At 68.5% G+C, this 15463-nt stretch carries 15 protein-coding genes and 1 pseudogene; 14 read left to right on the forward strand and 2 right to left on the reverse strand.

Annotated elements, in window-relative coordinates; all coding sequences use genetic code 11:
* The first annotated feature begins 58 nt into the window (after positions 1–58).
* The 9 genes and pseudogenes from BJ987_RS13990 (at position 59) to BJ987_RS14030 (ending at position 9961) form a co-directional block, all read left to right on the forward strand.
* Positions 59–609: pseudogene (locus BJ987_RS13990) on the forward strand (recombinase family protein).
* Between the two features lie 160 nt (positions 610–769).
* Positions 770–1108, forward strand: coding sequence for a hypothetical protein (locus BJ987_RS13995; protein ID WP_209889277.1), 339 nt, complete (start codon positions 770–772; stop codon positions 1106–1108).
* 177 nt (positions 1109–1285) lie between these two features.
* Positions 1286–2506, forward strand: coding sequence for a cysteine desulfurase family protein (locus BJ987_RS14000; protein ID WP_209889280.1), 1221 nt, complete (start codon positions 1286–1288; stop codon positions 2504–2506).
* A complete protein-coding gene (gene mnmA / locus BJ987_RS14005) occupies positions 2506–3624 on the forward strand; it encodes a tRNA 2-thiouridine(34) synthase MnmA (RefSeq protein ID WP_209889283.1) in 1119 nt (372 codons plus the stop codon). Before BJ987_RS14000 ends, mnmA begins: the two co-directional genes overlap by 1 nt.
* Positions 3625–3760: 136 nt before the next feature.
* Positions 3761–4912: a methionine synthase gene (locus tag BJ987_RS14010; protein WP_372446861.1), complete on the forward strand. Its 1152-nt coding sequence runs from the start codon at positions 3761–3763 to the stop codon at positions 4910–4912.
* Positions 4913–5065: 153 nt separating this feature from the next.
* Positions 5066–7120: an NAD-dependent DNA ligase LigA gene (ligA, locus tag BJ987_RS14015; protein ID WP_245366967.1), complete on the forward strand. Its 2055-nt coding sequence runs from the start codon at positions 5066–5068 to the stop codon at positions 7118–7120.
* A 498-nt stretch (positions 7121–7618) separates the two neighbouring features.
* On the forward strand, positions 7619–8167 hold the full coding sequence (locus tag BJ987_RS14020) for a hypothetical protein (protein ID WP_209889288.1): 549 nt from the start codon (positions 7619–7621) through the stop codon (positions 8165–8167).
* 52 nt (positions 8168–8219) lie between these two features.
* Positions 8220–8936: an SDR family NAD(P)-dependent oxidoreductase gene (locus BJ987_RS14025; protein ID WP_209889291.1), complete on the forward strand. Its 717-nt coding sequence runs from the start codon at positions 8220–8222 to the stop codon at positions 8934–8936.
* Positions 8933–9961 (forward strand): S-adenosylmethionine:tRNA ribosyltransferase-isomerase, encoded by a 1029-nt coding sequence (locus BJ987_RS14030; protein ID WP_209889294.1) that lies wholly within the window; start codon positions 8933–8935, stop codon positions 9959–9961. Before BJ987_RS14025 ends, BJ987_RS14030 begins: the two co-directional genes overlap by 4 nt.
* 6 nt (positions 9962–9967) lie before the next feature.
* Here the strand turns inward: BJ987_RS14030 and BJ987_RS14035 are convergent, their stop codons facing one another.
* Entirely contained in the window at positions 9968–10318 is a 351-nt protein-coding gene (locus BJ987_RS14035; RefSeq protein WP_209889295.1) for a hypothetical protein, read from the reverse strand.
* Between the two features lie 189 nt (positions 10319–10507).
* On the opposite strand from BJ987_RS14035, the gene BJ987_RS14040 reads away from it, so the two are divergent.
* The 3 genes from BJ987_RS14040 to BJ987_RS14050 are packed head-to-tail and all read left to right on the forward strand — an operon-like array spanning position 10508 to position 12667.
* The gene (locus BJ987_RS14040; RefSeq protein ID WP_209898338.1) at positions 10508–11752 is read left to right on the forward strand and encodes an AAA family ATPase; all 1245 of its coding nucleotides are present in this window, start codon (positions 10508–10510) and stop codon (positions 11750–11752) included.
* Between the two features lie 23 nt (positions 11753–11775).
* Positions 11776–12117, forward strand: a complete 342-nt coding sequence (locus tag BJ987_RS14045) for a hypothetical protein (RefSeq protein WP_245365954.1) — start codon at positions 11776–11778, stop codon at positions 12115–12117.
* Between the two features lie 43 nt (positions 12118–12160).
* The gene (locus BJ987_RS14050) at positions 12161–12667 is read left to right on the forward strand and encodes a GNAT family N-acetyltransferase (RefSeq protein WP_209889299.1); all 507 of its coding nucleotides are present in this window, start codon (positions 12161–12163) and stop codon (positions 12665–12667) included.
* A gap of 13 nt (positions 12668–12680) precedes the next feature.
* Here BJ987_RS14050 and BJ987_RS14055 read toward each other — a convergent pair whose 3' ends face one another.
* Positions 12681–13331, reverse strand: a complete 651-nt coding sequence (locus tag BJ987_RS14055; protein WP_209889301.1) for an ACT domain-containing protein — start codon at positions 13329–13331, stop codon at positions 12681–12683.
* 300 nt (positions 13332–13631) lie between these two features.
* Between BJ987_RS14055 and gatC the strand changes: the two genes are divergently transcribed.
* Both gatC and gatA read left to right on the forward strand, forming a co-directional pair.
* The gene (gene gatC / locus BJ987_RS14060) at positions 13632–13931 is read left to right on the forward strand and encodes an Asp-tRNA(Asn)/Glu-tRNA(Gln) amidotransferase subunit GatC (RefSeq protein ID WP_209889303.1); all 300 of its coding nucleotides are present in this window, start codon (positions 13632–13634) and stop codon (positions 13929–13931) included.
* Positions 13928–15427 carry an Asp-tRNA(Asn)/Glu-tRNA(Gln) amidotransferase subunit GatA gene (gene gatA / locus BJ987_RS14065; protein WP_209889306.1) on the forward strand — a complete coding sequence of 500 codons (1500 nt, stop codon included), beginning with the start codon at positions 13928–13930 and terminating at the stop codon, positions 15425–15427. The genes gatC and gatA overlap by 4 nt, the downstream gene beginning before the upstream one ends.
* The last annotated feature ends 36 nt before the right edge of the window (positions 15428–15463 follow it).

Here is a 15463-nt window from a genome sequence, read left to right on the forward strand (position 1 = left end):
TCGCGGGGGCACGCTGACCGGGGATTCGGGAATAGCGAATGACCCCGAGGGCACCGCGGTGCGCGTCGGCTACATCAGGGTCTCGACCCTGGACCAGAACACCATTCGCCAGCTCGACGGGATCGATGTCGAACGCACCTTCACCGACAAGGCCTCGGGCAAGGACGCCACCCGACCTCGAGGAGATGCTCGGCTTCGTCCGCGTCGGCGACACCGTGGTGGTGCACTCCATGGATCACCTCGCCCGCAACCTCGACGACCTCCGCGGCCTCGTGCGTGCGCACCTTGACCGCCAAGGGCGTGCGCGTTGAGTTCGTCGAGGAGAGCCTGACTTTCACCGGCGAGGACACCCCGATGGCCACCCTACTGCTGAGCATGATGGGCGCCTTCGCCGAATTCGAACGGTCCTTGATCCTGGAACGCCAACGCGAAGGCATCGCAGCGGCCAAGGCCCGCGGCGCCTACAAAGGCCGCAAACCCGCGCTGGCCGCCGAGCAGATCACCCAGCTGCGCGGCCGAGCCGCCTCCGGGGAGGCGAAATCCAAGCTGGCCAACGACTTCGGTATCAGCCGCGAAACCGTCTACGCCTACCTGCGCGCCGCATCGTAGCCCGGCTCGCACAAATTTGAACTCGATGCGAGACCGACGTTTGAACCTACGGACCGTCTTCGATTCCTCGGCACTTCAGCCGGGAAAGTCAAGAGGGCTGGATTACCGCACGGAACCCTCTGGCTTCGGGGCGCGTCGTAGACTTCTGACGGGAGCACACATGACGGACACCAACGAAACTCACGCGACTCTGACAGGCGCAGCTCCGGCCCTGATCCGAGCCTTGCGCCACGCCGCCGAGTCAGCCGAGCGCAACGGCCGCGCGTGGTTCGGGGTCGAAGACGTCCTTGCGGTTCTACTCGACGAGAACAAGTCCGCGCTGCGGCACTACGCAGCCCAGCAAGGCTTGGTCGATCAGGTCGATGCGGTCAGCGAGCTGGCACAGTCGATCGTGCCCGGTCCCGCCAGCGGGGCAAGCACACCAGCGGCGCCGGTCAGTGTCGAATTCACGATCACGGGCCCCGACGCCGCTGAGCTAGAGGCGAGTATCCGCGCCTGAGCGTCCTTGTCTCGACCCATCGACTCGACCCTCTCGCGACCCATCTCGGAGCCGATTCAGGAATAGATATAGGTGATACACGTGTTGTGGGTCGTGGGTAAATCGTAGAAAAATCGTAGAAAGCAGGGGTGGACCCCGAAGATGACCAGGTCAGTGGTGGTATAGGCTTTGTCGGTCATGACGTCGGCTCTATCGGGCGGTGCTGCGCCCACCACGGTCTACCTCGATCATGCGGCCACCACTCCGATGCTGCCTGCCGCTATCGAGGCGATGACCGCTGCCCTGGCACTACCCGGGAACGCGTCCTCCCTGCACGGATCGGGCCGGGCGGCCCGCCGCATGCTGGAAGAGGCGCGGGAATCCATCGCCGCCGATCTGGGCGCCCGGCCGTCGGAGGTCATCTTCACCTCCGGGGGGACCGAGAGCGACAATCTGGCGATCAAGGGCATCTATTGGGCGCGGCGAGACGCTGAACCGCGGCGCACGAGGATCATCAGCTCCGCCATCGAGCATCACGCGGTAATCGACGCGATCGAGTGGCTGGAACAGCACGAGGGCGCGCGGGTGACGTGGCTGCCGGTGGACGCCGACGGGGTCGTGGCCCCGCGGGTGCTGCGGGCCGCGCTCGCCGAGCAGGCCGACGAGGTCGCGCTGGTGACCGTCATGTGGGCCAACAACGAGGTCGGCGCCATCCAGCCGATCCGCGAATTGGCTTCCGTGGCACAAGAATTCAGTGTTCCGATGCACAGCGACGCGGTCCAGGCGGCGGCCCAGCTACCCATCGATTTCGCGGCGAGCGGGTTGTCGGCGGCGAGTTTCGCCGGTCACAAGATCGGCGGTCCGCACGGGGTCGGCGTGCTGCTGCTGGGCCGGCAGGTGCCCTGCGTGCCGCTGCTGCACGGTGGCGGGCACGAGCGGGATCTGCGTTCGGGTACCTCCGATACCGCGGCGGCGGTGGGTTTCGCCACCGCGCTGCATCAGGCTGTGACCGAATTGCCCACGCGCGCCGCTGAATTGGCCGCGTTGCGGGACGAATTGATCGAACGGGTGCGGGCGGCGGTGCCGGAGGCGGTCCTCAACGGACCACGCGACGCGCTTCGGCTGCCCGGCAACGCGCACTTCCGGTTCCCTGGCTGCGAGGGCGATTCGCTGCTGATGCTGCTGGATGCCGCCGGAATCGAGTGCTCGACCGGCTCGGCGTGCAACGCGGGCGTCGCCGAGCCCAGTCATGTCTTGATCGCCATGGGCGTGGAGCCGTGGGAGGCGCGTGGATCGCTGCGCTTCTCGCTCGGGCACACCTCGACCCGTGCCGATGTGAATGCCCTGGTGCAGGTCCTGCCCCAGGTAGTGGAGCGAGCCAGAGCGGCTGGTCTTGCCGGTGCGAAAGGTGGTGTGTGATGCGGGTACTCGCGGCGATGAGCGGTGGTGTGGATTCGGCCGTGGCGGCGGCACGCGCCGTCGATGCCGGGCACGAGGTGGTCGGGGTGCATTTGGCGTTGTCGGCGAACCCCGGGACGCTGCGTACCGGCTCCCGCGGCTGCTGCTCGAAGGAGGATGCCGGCGATGCCCGCCGCGCCGCCGACGTGCTCGGAATCCCTTTCTACGTCTGGGATTTCGCGGACCGCTTCAAGGAAGACGTGATCGACGACTTCGTCGCGGCGTACGCGGCGGGGGAGACCCCGAACCCGTGCCTGCGCTGCAACGAGAAGATCAAGTTCTCGGCGCTGGCCGATCGCGCGCTGGCGCTCGGATTCGACGCGGTGGTCACCGGCCACTACGCGCGGCTCGAAGACGGCGTGCTGCGCCGTGCGGTCGACGCGGACAAGGACCAGTCGTATGTGCTCGCGGTGCTCACCGCGGCGCAGCTGTCGCGGGCCATGTTCCCGGTGGGTGACACCCCGAAGCCGCGGATCCGCGAGGAAGCCGCCGAGCGCGGGCTCGCGGTCGCGAACAAGCCCGACTCCCATGACATCTGCTTCATCCCCTCCGGGGACACCCGCGCGTTCCTGGGCGCCAAGATCGGCATCCGGCCCGGCGCGGTCATCGACGCCGACGGTACGAAGCTCGCCGAACACGAAGGTGTGCACGGCTTCACCATCGGTCAGCGCAAGGGGCTGGGGCTGCCGGGGCCCGGCGCCGACGGCAAGCCCCGGTATGTCACCGGTATCGATCCCGAATCCGGCACTGTCCGTGTAGGTTCCGCCGAGGACCTGCAGGTGTGGACCGTGCTGGCCGACCGCGCGATCTGGACCTCCGGCGTGACGCCGCAGGGCCCGATCGAGTGTGTCGCGCAGGTGCGTGCGCACGGGGGCACCGCACCGGCGGTCGCCGAGGCGGTCGGTGACGGTCTGGTCGTGCGCCTGCGGGAACCGCTCACCGGCGTCGCCAAGGGTCAGGCGGTGGTGCTGTACCGCCCCGACACCGCGGGCGACGAGGTGATCGGCAGCGGCACCATCAGCGGCACCGAACGCGACCACAGCGCCGTCGGCAGCGAAACCGGCGCCGCCGCACAGTGATTCCGGCGAATCGGCGCACCCGGGCTGGTTCGGTACGACAGGTGAGTGGCACACGGTTGCGGCAGACGCCGGGTGGTCCCGCCGCGGTGCGCCACTCGGCGCTCCGTTCAGCGAATACCGACTTGGGCAGGGCGTAGTGAGCGAAACTGGAACCGATGTAACCGCAACGGGCACATCGAGATTGTTGCCCGGCGGTATCGCGACCGCGGTGGGGTCCTGGCCGGGCACCGACCCCCGTGAGGCGGCGGCGATCATCGCCGGTGAGCTGCCCGACCTGGCGCATCTGGTCGAATTGCCGGAGCGCGGGGTGGGCGCGGACATGCTCGGCCGGGTGTCCGCGCTGCTGGTGGACATGCGATTCGACACCAGCGCCCGAGGCTATCGGCTCGCCCCGCGCCCGGGTTCGGTATCGCGCCGCGCTCGTGACCTGCTGCGCGCGGACCTCGATGCGCTCGAAGAGGTCTGGGAGACAACGGGTTCGGCGGGAACCGGCCGCGTGGTCAAAGTGCAGGTCGCCGGTCCGTTGACGCTGGCCGCCCAGGTGGAGCTGCCAGGCGGGCATCGCATCCTCACCGATTCCGGTGCGGTGCGCGACCTTTCGGAATCCCTCGCCGAGGGCCTGCGTACGCACGTGGCCGAGGTGCGTAAGCGGCTCGGTGCGGACGTTGTCGTGCAGCTCGACGAACCGTCGCTGACCGACGTACTGAACGGTTCGCTGCGGGGTGTGAGCGTTCTGAACACGGTGCGCGCGGTCCCCGAGCCCGAGGCGCTCGCCGTCCTCGACGCCGTGATCGCCGCGCAATCCGCGCCTGTCCTGGTACACAGCTGTGCCAGCCCGCCGGCGATCGGCTTCCTGCGGGGCAGCGCGGCCGCCGCCATCGGCTTCGACATCACCGCCATCGCGACCCGCGATCTGGACCGGATCGGTGAAACCCTCGACGCCGGAAAGCAATTGGTGCTCGGGCTGGTGCCCACCACGGCTCCGGCGATACCGCCGACCTGGCGCGATATCGCCGAACCCGCGGTCCGGCTGATCGACCGCCTCGGGTTCGCGCGCGGCACCCTGTCCACCCAGATCCTCGTTTCCCCGGCTTGCGGCCTCGGCGCGGCGTCCGCGAGCTGGGCGCGCCGTGCGCTGCACCTGGCCAACGACGTCGCGCGCGCGTTCGCGGACGACCCGGATTCGCTGAGCTTCGACGACCGAGACCAACGGCAGCGCGAACGCGCCGAGGCGCTCGAAGAGCACGCGGACGACTACCGGAATTCCGGCCGCCGCGACGACGCCTGAGCGGCGCCGCTCGGCCGGTCCAGTCGCTGACAAGGCCGTCTGACGTGCCCGAATGTGTCGGTGGGGTGGGCTAGGGTTCCTGGTGTGAGTGACAGTGTCGAATCCCTCCAGAACCCCGCCGGTGACAGTGCGCCCGCGCAGGCGTCGGCGGCGCTGCGCGTGCAATGGCAGCAGTTGGCCGATGAGGTGCGCGAGCATCAGTTCCGGTACTACGTGCGAGACGCGCCGATCATCTCCGACGGCGAATTCGACACGCTGCTACGCGAGCTCCAAGCGCTGGAGGAGCGGCATCCGGATCTCCGGACGCCGGATTCGCCGACCCAGATGGTCGGCGGCGGCTTCGCGACCGATTTCACCGCGGTCGACCATCTGGAGCGAATGCTGTCGCTGGACAATGTCTTCGACTTCGACGAGTTGCGCGCCTGGGCCGCCCGCGTCGAGGCCGAGACCGGATCCGACCTGCACTATCTGTGCGAGGTGAAGATCGATGGTGTCGCGCTGAACCTGGTCTACGAGAACGGCAAGCTGGTGCGCGGCGCCACCCGCGGCGACGGGCGCACCGGCGAGGATGTGACGCTGAACGCGCGCACCATCGAGGACATCCCCGGCGAGCTGACACCCAGCGCGGAATTCCCCGTCCCGGCGCTGCTCGAAGTACGCGGCGAGGCCTACATGCGGCTGGCGGATTTCGAGACGCTGAACGCGTCCATCGTCGCCGACGGCAAACCGCCGTACGCCAATCCGCGCAATACGGCGGCCGGTTCGCTGCGGCAGAAAGATCCGTCGGTGACGGCGCGCCGTCGGTTGCGGATGATCTGCCACGGCTTCGGCCGCATCGAAGGGTACGCGCCGACCTCGCAGCACGAGGCCTACCGGGCGCTCGCCGCGTGGGGGCTGCCGGTGTCCGAGCACACCCGGCTGGTGCAGGGCATCGACGCGGTGATCGAACGAGTCGCTTACTGGGGCGAGCATCGTCACGATATCGAGCACGAGATCGACGGCCAGGTCATCAAGGTCGACGAGATGGCCCTGCAGCGCCGCCTCGGGTCGACATCGCGGGCGCCGCGCTGGGCCATCGCCTACAAGTATCCGCCGGAGGAAGCGACCACCAAGCTCCGCGACATCCAGGTGAATGTCGGTCGTACCGGTCGGGTTACGCCGTTCGCGGTGATGGAGCCGGTCTCGATCGCGGGCTCCACGGTCGCGATGGCCACCTTGCACAACGCGTCCGAGGTGCAGCGCAAGGGCGTGCTGATCGGTGACACGGTCACCATTCGCAAGGCCGGTGATGTGATCCCCGAGGTGCTCGGCCCGGTGGTCGACGCACGCACAGGGGCCGAACGCGAATTCGTCATGCCGACGCACTGCCCCGAATGCGGCACCGAACTCGCACCCGCCAAAGAGGGCGATGCCGATATCCGCTGCCCCAACCAGCAGTATTGCCCGGCGCAGTTGCGGGAGCGGGTCTTCCACGTCGCGGGCCGCGGCGCGTTCGACATCGAAGCACTCGGCTACGAAGCGGCGGTCGACCTGCTCAAATCCGGCGCGATCTCCGACGAGGGCGATTTGTTCGACCTCGACGAACCCGCGCTGCTGAACACCACGCTGTTCGTCAACAAGAGCGGCACGCTGTCCGCCAACGGCAAACGGCTGCTGGAAAATTTGGAATCCGCGAAGGATCGCCCGCTGTGGCGGGTGCTGGTCGGCTTGTCCATCCGCCACGTCGGCCCCACCGCGGCCCGCGCCCTCGCCGCCGAATTCGGCAGCATGGACAGCATCATGGCGGCGTCGGCGGACGAGCTCGGAGCCGCCGACGGTGTCGGCCCGACCATCGCGAACGCGGCCGCCGAATGGTTCACCGTCGACTGGCATCGCGCGATCGTCGAGAAATGGCGCGCCGCCGGCGTCCGCATGGCGGACGAACGCGACGAATCGATCGAGCGCAACCTCGAGGGCTTGTCCATCGTGGTAACCGGCTCGCTGCAGAACTTCACCCGGGACGGAGCCAAGGAGGCGATCCTCGTCCGCGGCGGCAAGGCGGCCAGTTCGGTGTCCAAGAAGACGGCGTTCGTGGTCATCGGCGATTCACCCGGCACCAAGGCCGCCAAAGCCGAGGAACTGGGCGTGCCCATCCTGGACGAGGACGGTTTCCGCCGCCTCCTGGCCGAAGGTCCGGAGGCCGTCACTCCGCCATCGGTGGACGAGTAGCTCTCCCGGGGGCGATGTGACTTACCCACGGGACCGGAGGCTCTTCGGTGGGGCACAGGTGCAGAATTGGCCTGGCCGCAAGGCGACATAGCTTTAGTCGAACCGCGGCTGAACAGGCGTCGGATGCGGACTCGAATTATGGGCTGGTGAGGCGGACTCAGGTCTTCCTGGCTCCGTGCCGGGGGAGGAGGCGTCGCTGCTCTTGGCTAACCAGTCGTAGCGCGAAATGGCCTCCAATCCAAGTCGGACGGTGGCCTGATCGGCGGGACGCCTGTGCTGGCGGACCTCGGCGGCCTGACGTGATGCGGCGCAAAGCCGGTCGCCGATGTCGTCGTCCCCTTGTGCGGGACCTCCGCCGGGCTCAGCTTTGTTCGGATCGTCCCCGGCCCGGTTGTGTGAGTGCGGTGTTCGGTGTTCGGCTGCTACGCCTCGGTGCGTATGTGGGCTGTCGCCGCCAGCCGGATTCGAGGGGCGCGGTGGGGCGGGAGTCTGGGAGGCATGTGGAAGTTGAATCGCCGGTGGCGGCAGGCCACGTTGATCGTTCATCTGGTGGCGGCGGGGGCGTGGATCGGGATCGACGTTATTGTCGCCGTGCTGGTAACCGTAGGACGGTTCGGTTCCGGACGCGAGCTGAGAAGCCTTGCGTATCAAGCGCTTTCGGCGTTCGTGGTGTGGCCGATGCTGGTTTCCGCGCTGGTGTGCCTGGCCTCGGGTCTGCTGCTCGGGTTGGGGACCAAATGGGGTTTGGTTCGCTACTGGTGGGTGCTGGTCAAGCTGGTGCTCAATGTGGCGTTGTGCGCGCTGATCCTGGTGGCGCTCCGCCCTGGCATGGCTGAGGTCGGGCGGTACGGCCGGGAACTGCTGACGGGCGCGCCTGATCCGGCGCAGGTGTCGGAGTTGTTCTTCCCGCCCGCGGTGTCACTGACCGCGCTTACCATCGCGACCGTCCTGGGTGTCGTCAAACCTTGGGGCCGGGTGCGCGGCCGAACCGAGCAGGCCGTCGCGAAGGGCGATGCGGGTAGGCAACGTCCGGTGACTCTCCCTTGACCTGAACCATTGTTCAGGTCACACGATGGTTGGTGACTACCAGGAGGTATCCATGAGTCACCAACGCAACGCTCTGATCACCGGTGCGTCAGCTGGATTCGGGCTGGCGCTCAGCCGGGAACTCGTCCGCCGGAATTGGCGGGTGATCGGCACGGGCCGACGGGAGCACCGACTCGACACCGTTCGAGCGGAACTCGGTACCGCGTTCATCGCCGTAGCCGGAGATGTCACCGACGCCGCGGACCGGGCGCGTTTGGCCGAATCCGCCACTGCCCTCGGCCAACTCGACCTGGTCGTGAACAACGCCAGTGCGCTCGGCCCGAGTCCCATGCCGGTCCTCGCGGAATATCCGCTCGATGCCCTGGAGCAGGTCTACCGCACCAATATGTCAGCACCGCTGGCGATTTTGCAGCTCGTCCTACCGCTGCTGCGACCCGGCGGCGTCGCGGTGAACATCAGCTCCGACGCCGGTGTCGAACCGTATCCGGGCTGGGGCGGCTACGGCTCGTCCAAAGCGGCGCTGGACCACCTCACCGCGATTCTGGCCACCGAGCATCCCGATTTGTCGATCTACTCCTTCGACCCCGGCGACATGCGCACCGAGATGCATCAGGCCGCCTTCCCGGGCGACGACATCTCCGATCGTCCCGCCCCGGAAACAGTGGTGCCCGCACTGCTTCGCCTGATCGCCCAGCGCCCCAAGAGTGCGCGCTACACCGCCGCCGACTTCGCTGCCGAACCGGAGCACACGGGCGGAGGCGTGCGATGACGCTGTCGATGGCGGAGCGGGCCTTCGTGCTGCCGCCGGAGCGCAACGCGACGCAACCACCGGAGGCACGCGGTCTGGCTCGCGACGAGGTGCGCTTACTGGTGGCGCGGAACGGGCTGACCCACGCCCGGTTCCACGAACTGCCGCGGTATCTGCGGGCGGGGGACCTTGTGATAGTGAACAATTCGGCCACCCTGCCCGCCGCGGTGGACGGATTTCTCGGCGACCGTGCCGTCGCGCTGCACTTTTCGACCTGGCTGGATGACGGCCGCTGGGTCGTGGAACTCCGCGCGCCGGAACGGATCCCGTTCCCGCACCGCGAACTCGCGGCGGGCGCGCGCGTCCGGCTCCCCGGTGGCGCACAGGCCACCCTGCGCGCACCCTGGCTCGCACCGGCACGGCGCTTGTGGATCGCTGAACTCACGGTGGATCCGCACCAGCTCATGCGAGCCCACGGATATCCGATCACCTATTCCTATGTGCCGCAACGCTGGTCCGCGTCCTACTACACGACCGCATTCGGCCGCATCCCGGGCAGTGCGGAAATGCCCAGCGCAGCACGGCCGTTCACCGACCGGCTGGTGGTGGATCTGCTCACCTCGGGAATCGGCGTGGCACCGATCACCTTGCACACGGGGGTGTCCTCGCCGGAAACCGGCGAACCACCGAGCCCGGAACGTTTTGCGGTACCCGCCGCCACGGCCCGCCTGGTCAACGACACGAAAGCGGCAGGGGGACAGGTCATCGCGGTCGGTACTACGGTGACCCGCGCTCTGGAATCGGCCGCAGACCCAGCCGGGCGAGTTCGTCCGGCGGCGGGTTGGACCGAACTGGTCCTCGGCCCGGACAATCCGGCGCGGATCGTCGACGGACTGATCACCGGCTGGCACGCCCCGGGTGCGTCACACCTCGACCTGCTCGTCGCGGTAGCGGGCGAACGGGTGGTTCGCGACGCCTACGCCGCGGCCCTGGACACCGGCTACCTCTGGCACGAGTTCGGGGACAGCGCGCTGCTGCTGCGCTGAAGGGTCCTACACCGGGGTGAGTACCACCGACGCCGAGGTCTGCGCGGGCAGCGGGATCTGGGTGCAATGCCCGGGACCGAGTTCCCGGTCGATCGGCTTGGCCTTGCGCCCGGCGTATTCGACGTGCACGTTGACCCGCACCGGTCCCACCGAGCACACCTTGGAGACCCACCGCGGCGACGAGAAACTCGCCGAACCCGCCTGGCAGTGATTGTCTCCGCCTTCGAAGAAGATCCGCGCCGTACCGTCGGGACACGGTGCTCCCGCCACCGCCTCCGGGACGAAAACCACCGATCCGAGACCCATCGCGGCGATAACCGCACTCCGAAGTGCTATCCGCCGTACTGAAATTTCCATCGCTACCTACTCGCTCGAAACTTTCGCACCGCATCGCACACGGCAACTACTGCGCCCAGCATGCTAGTGCGCCGTGCCCACCTTGTCCGCACTTCCGTTATGCGTTACGGCTATCGCCGCCGCGCGGGCGCGGCCCCTTCCGAGGGCGTCGGTGTCGCGGACGCGCCGCGGGCAGGCAAGGATGACACCGTGTTGCGGAGTTTTCAGGTGGAGAATCATCGGTCGCTGGCCGAGCGGCAGGAACTGCGGTTGTACCGGGGGAGTGGGCCGGTGGCTGTGCCGGTGACCGCGGTGCACGGTGTGCCGGCGGCGGGAAAGTCCAGCCTGATCGATGCGCTGGGGCAGATGCGCGACGCGGTGCTGAACTCGGTGACCGGGTGGGATCCGTATGCCGGACCGGTGCGGTCGCCGCACCTCGGATTCCCGGACCGGCCAACGGAATTCGTGGCCGCGTTCGTCGCCGAGGGTGTGCCCTATACCTACGGTTTCCGGTTGGACAACGCCGACGTGACGGCGGAGTGGCTGCACACGCATCCGCGCAACCGGAAGCGAATCGTGTTCGAGCGCAACGGGGACCAGATCAAGGTCGGGCCGATGTTCGAGGCGGCGCGCTACGGGATCGCCGCGCTGGTGCCGCTGGTGCGCCCGAACGCGTTGCTGCTCAGCCTGGCCGGGCAGATGTACGCCGAGGCTCTGGTGCCCGCCTATCGGTGGTTCTCCTCGCTGCTGGAGGTGCAACTGGGTGCGCCGGAGCCGTCGGAGGTGGCGCATCGTCTGGGCGGGCACGTCTCGCGATCCGCGGAGAACGCGGCCCGGCTGCTCCTGCTGTTGCGGACCGCCGACCTGGGTATCACGGATCTGCTTGTCGCCGACCATGATCCGATGTACGCGGACTATCTGCGCGAGCTCGACGCCGATATCGCCGCTACCGCCGAACAGGTCGACCTGTGCGCCACCTCGCCGGGGCACGCGGAAAAATTGTTGCGCGCCAACGGATTCACCCCGCTGCTGCTGGAACGCGAACTCACCAACCTTCGTGCCGCCCGCGACGCACTGTATTCCCGGATGGTCGCCCGCCGCGGCGCCGGACTGAATCTGGTGCACGAGGGCATCGGCACACCGTTCGATATCACCGATGAATCCGCCGCCACGCTGTCGCTGCTCCGGCTGCTCCCGGCCATGCTGGACGCCCTCGACGCCGGCCGCGTCCTCGCCGTCGACGACCTCGGCGCGCACCTGCCCGCCGAGCAGGCCGACCGCCTGATCCAGCTGTTCCAGAACCCGGAAACCAATTCCCGCGGCGCGCAATTGATCTACACCACCAACAACCGTGCTCTCATCGATCGCGGCAACGGCCGTTCGCAGCGCACCCGGACCGCGGTCTGGCAGGTGCGCCGCACCGATCAGGGCGCGAGCGAGCTCGCCGTGCTGTAGCGGCGCTCACTAGGATGAACGGCATGCTGCAGTTCGTCTTCCTCGTGGTCATGGTGGTCGCGCTGGCCGCCCTCGTGGTGCCGTTGCTGCGCGGTCGCGGGGCGGCGCGGATCGCGCAGCCGGAAAACGGCTCGGTGTATGTCACCGGTATCAGTCCGCGCCCGCTGGAGGGGACCGAGGAGTTCGTCACCATCACCGGCAACCTGAGCGGGCCGTCGGTCTCGGAGACGGTCGTCTACGGCCGCTGGGTGTGGGATGTGAACCAGTGGCCGACGGTGGGCGAATTCATCCCGGTTGTCTACCCGGCCGGAAAACCGGACCGCTGGCAGCCCGTGCACCCCGGCGCCCGGTCCCTGTGGGGGTAGGCGCGCGTCGAGCGCCACTGGCACCGGTGGCAATATGCCCGGTATGGGTGCATACGACTCCGCGGTCGTCATCCGGACGGCGAGCCCGGACGAATACGACGCGATCGGCGAACTGACCGTCGACGTCTACGTGGGCGAAGGGTACGTCCAAGCGGACAGCCTGTACGTCGAGGAACTGGCCGACACCGCCAGACGGGCGGCCGCGGCGCAGATCTTGGTGGCCATGCACGGCGATCGAGTCGTCGGCTCGGTCACCGTGGCCCGGCCCGGCACCCCGTACGCCGAGATCGCCCGCCCGGGTGAATTGGAGTTCCGGATGCTGGCGGTGTCCAAACGGGCGCGCGGTCACGGTGCCGGTACGGCGTTGCTCCGGGCCGTGCTCGATATCGCGGCGGCGGAATCGTTCGAGGCGGTGGCGCTCACCACCATGCCCGCGATGGCCGACGCCCGCCGGCTCTATGACCGGTTCGGTTTCGTCTCGGTCCCCGAACGTGACTGGCGTACGCCCTCGGGCGAAGAACTGCGCGTGCTGCGGCTCCAACTCCGCTGAGCCGCACCTGGATTCAGCCCAGGACGGTGGCGACGATCCCGGCGAGGTACCCGAGGCGCGCGACCTCGGACGGCCGGAAATCCGGGCCGCCCGGACGGCCGAGCATCAGCACCTTCCCGGTATTGCCGAGCGGCGCGGCGGCCAATTTGGTGTCCATGTCGCGCCAGATCTGCGGCACCCACTCGGCCTCGGCATCGAGCACCGAGGGCTTCTCCAGCGGCATCCACGGGGCCGACGCCGCTTGCGTCTGCGGGGCACTCTGGCTGCCGACCACACGGTAGGCGCCTTGCGGGCCCATATCGAGAATCGTCGACCAGCCCACGCGCAGCACTCGCGGCGCACCGTCGACCAGGACCTGCATCCGGTCGTCGCGCGCGCTGGCGACCTGATCGATCAGTTCGAGTTCCCGATGGGTGTCGAGCACGCCCGAATACGGGCGGATCGAATCCACGAGCACGTCACCGATGGATTCGGCGGCGGTGATCAGAGTGTCGGGCAGGGCGCCGGGCGGCACCTCCACCACGAGATCGTCGATCGCGAAGCCCGCCCCGCGCTCGACCACGTCGAGGGAGAGGATGTCGGCGCCCACCGAACCCAGTGCGAGAGCCAGGGCGCCGAGGCTTCCCGGGCGATCCGGAAGTTGCACGCGGAGCAGATAAGACACGCGCGTTCCTTTCCCTCTGGGCCGGCCGAGCCTGGTGATCGGTTACCCGGGTCTCGCAATACTTACACCCCGGGACGACAGTTATCGAGTCGAACAGCCTCCAGTGACCAACGCCACCCGGCGTTTTGGCGGCGCGGCGGCGTGTCACGTTAGGCGGGCGGGTGTGTCGGATCGGGCGGCGCAGCCCGCCGAGGCGGGCGAGACCACGGCCCGGGCTGCGGTGGGCGCGGCGCGTCGGCGGGTCGGTAGGCTACCGTCTGGCCGATTCATCATGCTCAACATGCCGAAAGGGGTCCTGCGGTGCCCGCCATCTCCCGCGACGAGGTAGCTCACCTCGCCCGGCTGTCCCGGCTCGCGCTGTCCGAGGCCGAACTGGATCAGTTCGCCGGTCAGCTGGATTCGATCCTGAGTCACGTACGGACCATCAACGAGGTCGCCGCCGCCGACGTCCCGCCCACCTCGTCGCCGAATCCGGCCACGAACGTGACCCGGCCCGATGAGGTCCGGCCGAGCCTGACCCCCGAGGAAGCGCTGTCGGGCGCGCCCGCGGTGGAAGAGCAGCGGTTCATGGTTCCGCAGATCCTGGGGGAGGGCGAATGAGTACAGCATCGCGGGCGACGGGCGGGGCCGACCTGACCACGCGCACCGCCGCGGAGCTCGCCGAGCAGATCCATGCCGGCGAGGTCACCTCCGTCGAGGTCACGCAGGCGCATCTGGATCGCATCGCCGAATCCGACGGTGAGATCCACGCCTTCCTGCACGTTGCCGGGGACAAGGCACTCGAAGCCGCCGAGCGGGTCGACGCCGACCTGGCCGCCGGTAAGGCGCCCGCCTCCGCGTTGGCCGGTGTCCCGCTGGCGCTCAAGGACGTGTTCACCACCACGGACATGCCCACCACCTGTGCCTCGAAGATCCTCGAAGGCTGGGTCTCGCCGTACGACGCGACGGTGACCACCCGCTTGCGCGCGGCCGGTATCCCGATCCTCGGCAAGACCAATATGGACGAGTTCGCCATGGGCTCCTCCACCGAGAACTCGGCCTACGGCCCGACCCGTAATCCGTGGGACACCACCCGCATACCCGGTGGTTCCGGCGGTGGTTCGGCGGCGGCGCTGGCCGCGTACCAGGCCCCGCTGGCCATCGGCACCGACACCGGCGGCTCCATCCGCCAGCCCGCCGCGGTCACCGCGACCGTCGGCACCAAGCCCACCTACGGCACGGTGTCGCGCTTCGGTCTGGTCGCGTGCGCGTCCTCGCTGGATCAGGGTGGCCCGTGTGGCCGCACGGTGCTCGACACCGCGCTGCTGCACGAGGTGATCGCCGGGCACGACCCGCGCGACTCCACCTCGCGGAAGGTGGCGGTCCCGGCCGTGGTCGCCGCGGCACGCGAAGGTGCCAGGGGTGATCTCAGCGGGCTGAAAGTCGGTGTGGTGAAGGAACTGCACTCCGACAGCTATCAGCCGGGCGTGCTCGAATCCTTCGACGCCGCGGTCGCGGTGCTGAAGGAGCTCGGCGCCGAGGTGATCGAGGTGTCGTGCCCGCACTTCGAGTACGCGCTGTCGGCGTACTACCTGGTGATGCCGTCGGAGGTGTCCTCCAATCTCGCGCGCTTCGACGCGATGCGCTACGGCCTGCGCGTGGACGACGACGGCAGGCACAGCGCCGAGCAGGTCATGGCCGCTACCCGCGCCGCCGGTTTCGGCCCGGAAGTCAAGCGGCGCATCATGATCGGCACCTACGCGCTGTCGGCCGGATACTACGACGAGTACTACGGCCAGGCGCTCAAGGTGCGCACGCTGATCACGCGTGATTTCGACCAGGCCTACCAGCAGGTCGACGTGCTGGTCTCGCCGACCAGTCCGTTCACGCCGTGGAAACTGGGCGAGAAGGTCGACGACCCGCTGGCCATGTACCTCTCGGACCTGTGCACCCTGCCCACCAACCTGGCCGGGCATCCGGCGATGTCGGTGCCGTCGGGGCTGAGCAAGGACGACGGAATGCCGGTCGGATTCCAGATCATGGCCCCCGCGTTGGCCGACGATCGGTTGTACCGGGTCGGCACGGCGTACGAGGCGGCGCGCGGCGCGATCGCCTGACCGCGAGATCGTGAGCGGACCGGTGCAGTCGAACGA

This window comes from Nocardia goodfellowii (assembly GCF_017875645.1).
Lineage (GTDB): Bacteria > Actinomycetota > Actinomycetes > Mycobacteriales > Mycobacteriaceae > Nocardia > Nocardia goodfellowii.

Coding starts and splice junctions, on each gene's coding strand:
- BJ987_RS13995 (WP_209889277.1), top strand. CDS start 770: ATGACGGACACCAACGAAACTCACGCGACTCTGACAGGCGCAGCTCCG.
- BJ987_RS14000 (WP_209889280.1), top strand. CDS start 1,286: ATGACGTCGGCTCTATCGGGCGGTGCTGCGCCCACCACGGTCTACCTC.
- mnmA (WP_209889283.1), top strand. CDS start 2,506: ATGCGGGTACTCGCGGCGATGAGCGGTGGTGTGGATTCGGCCGTGGCG.
- BJ987_RS14020 (WP_209889288.1), top strand. CDS start 7,619: ATGTGGAAGTTGAATCGCCGGTGGCGGCAGGCCACGTTGATCGTTCAT.
- BJ987_RS14045 (WP_245365954.1), top strand. CDS start 11,776: ATGCTGCAGTTCGTCTTCCTCGTGGTCATGGTGGTCGCGCTGGCCGCC.
- BJ987_RS14025 (WP_209889291.1), top strand. CDS start 8,220: ATGAGTCACCAACGCAACGCTCTGATCACCGGTGCGTCAGCTGGATTC.
- BJ987_RS14030 (WP_209889294.1), top strand. CDS start 8,933: ATGACGCTGTCGATGGCGGAGCGGGCCTTCGTGCTGCCGCCGGAGCGC.
- gatA (WP_209889306.1), top strand. CDS start 13,928: ATGAGTACAGCATCGCGGGCGACGGGCGGGGCCGACCTGACCACGCGC.
- BJ987_RS14050 (WP_209889299.1), top strand. CDS start 12,161: ATGGGTGCATACGACTCCGCGGTCGTCATCCGGACGGCGAGCCCGGAC.
- BJ987_RS14035 (WP_209889295.1), bottom strand. CDS start 10,318: ATGGAAATTTCAGTACGGCGGATAGCACTTCGGAGTGCGGTTATCGCC.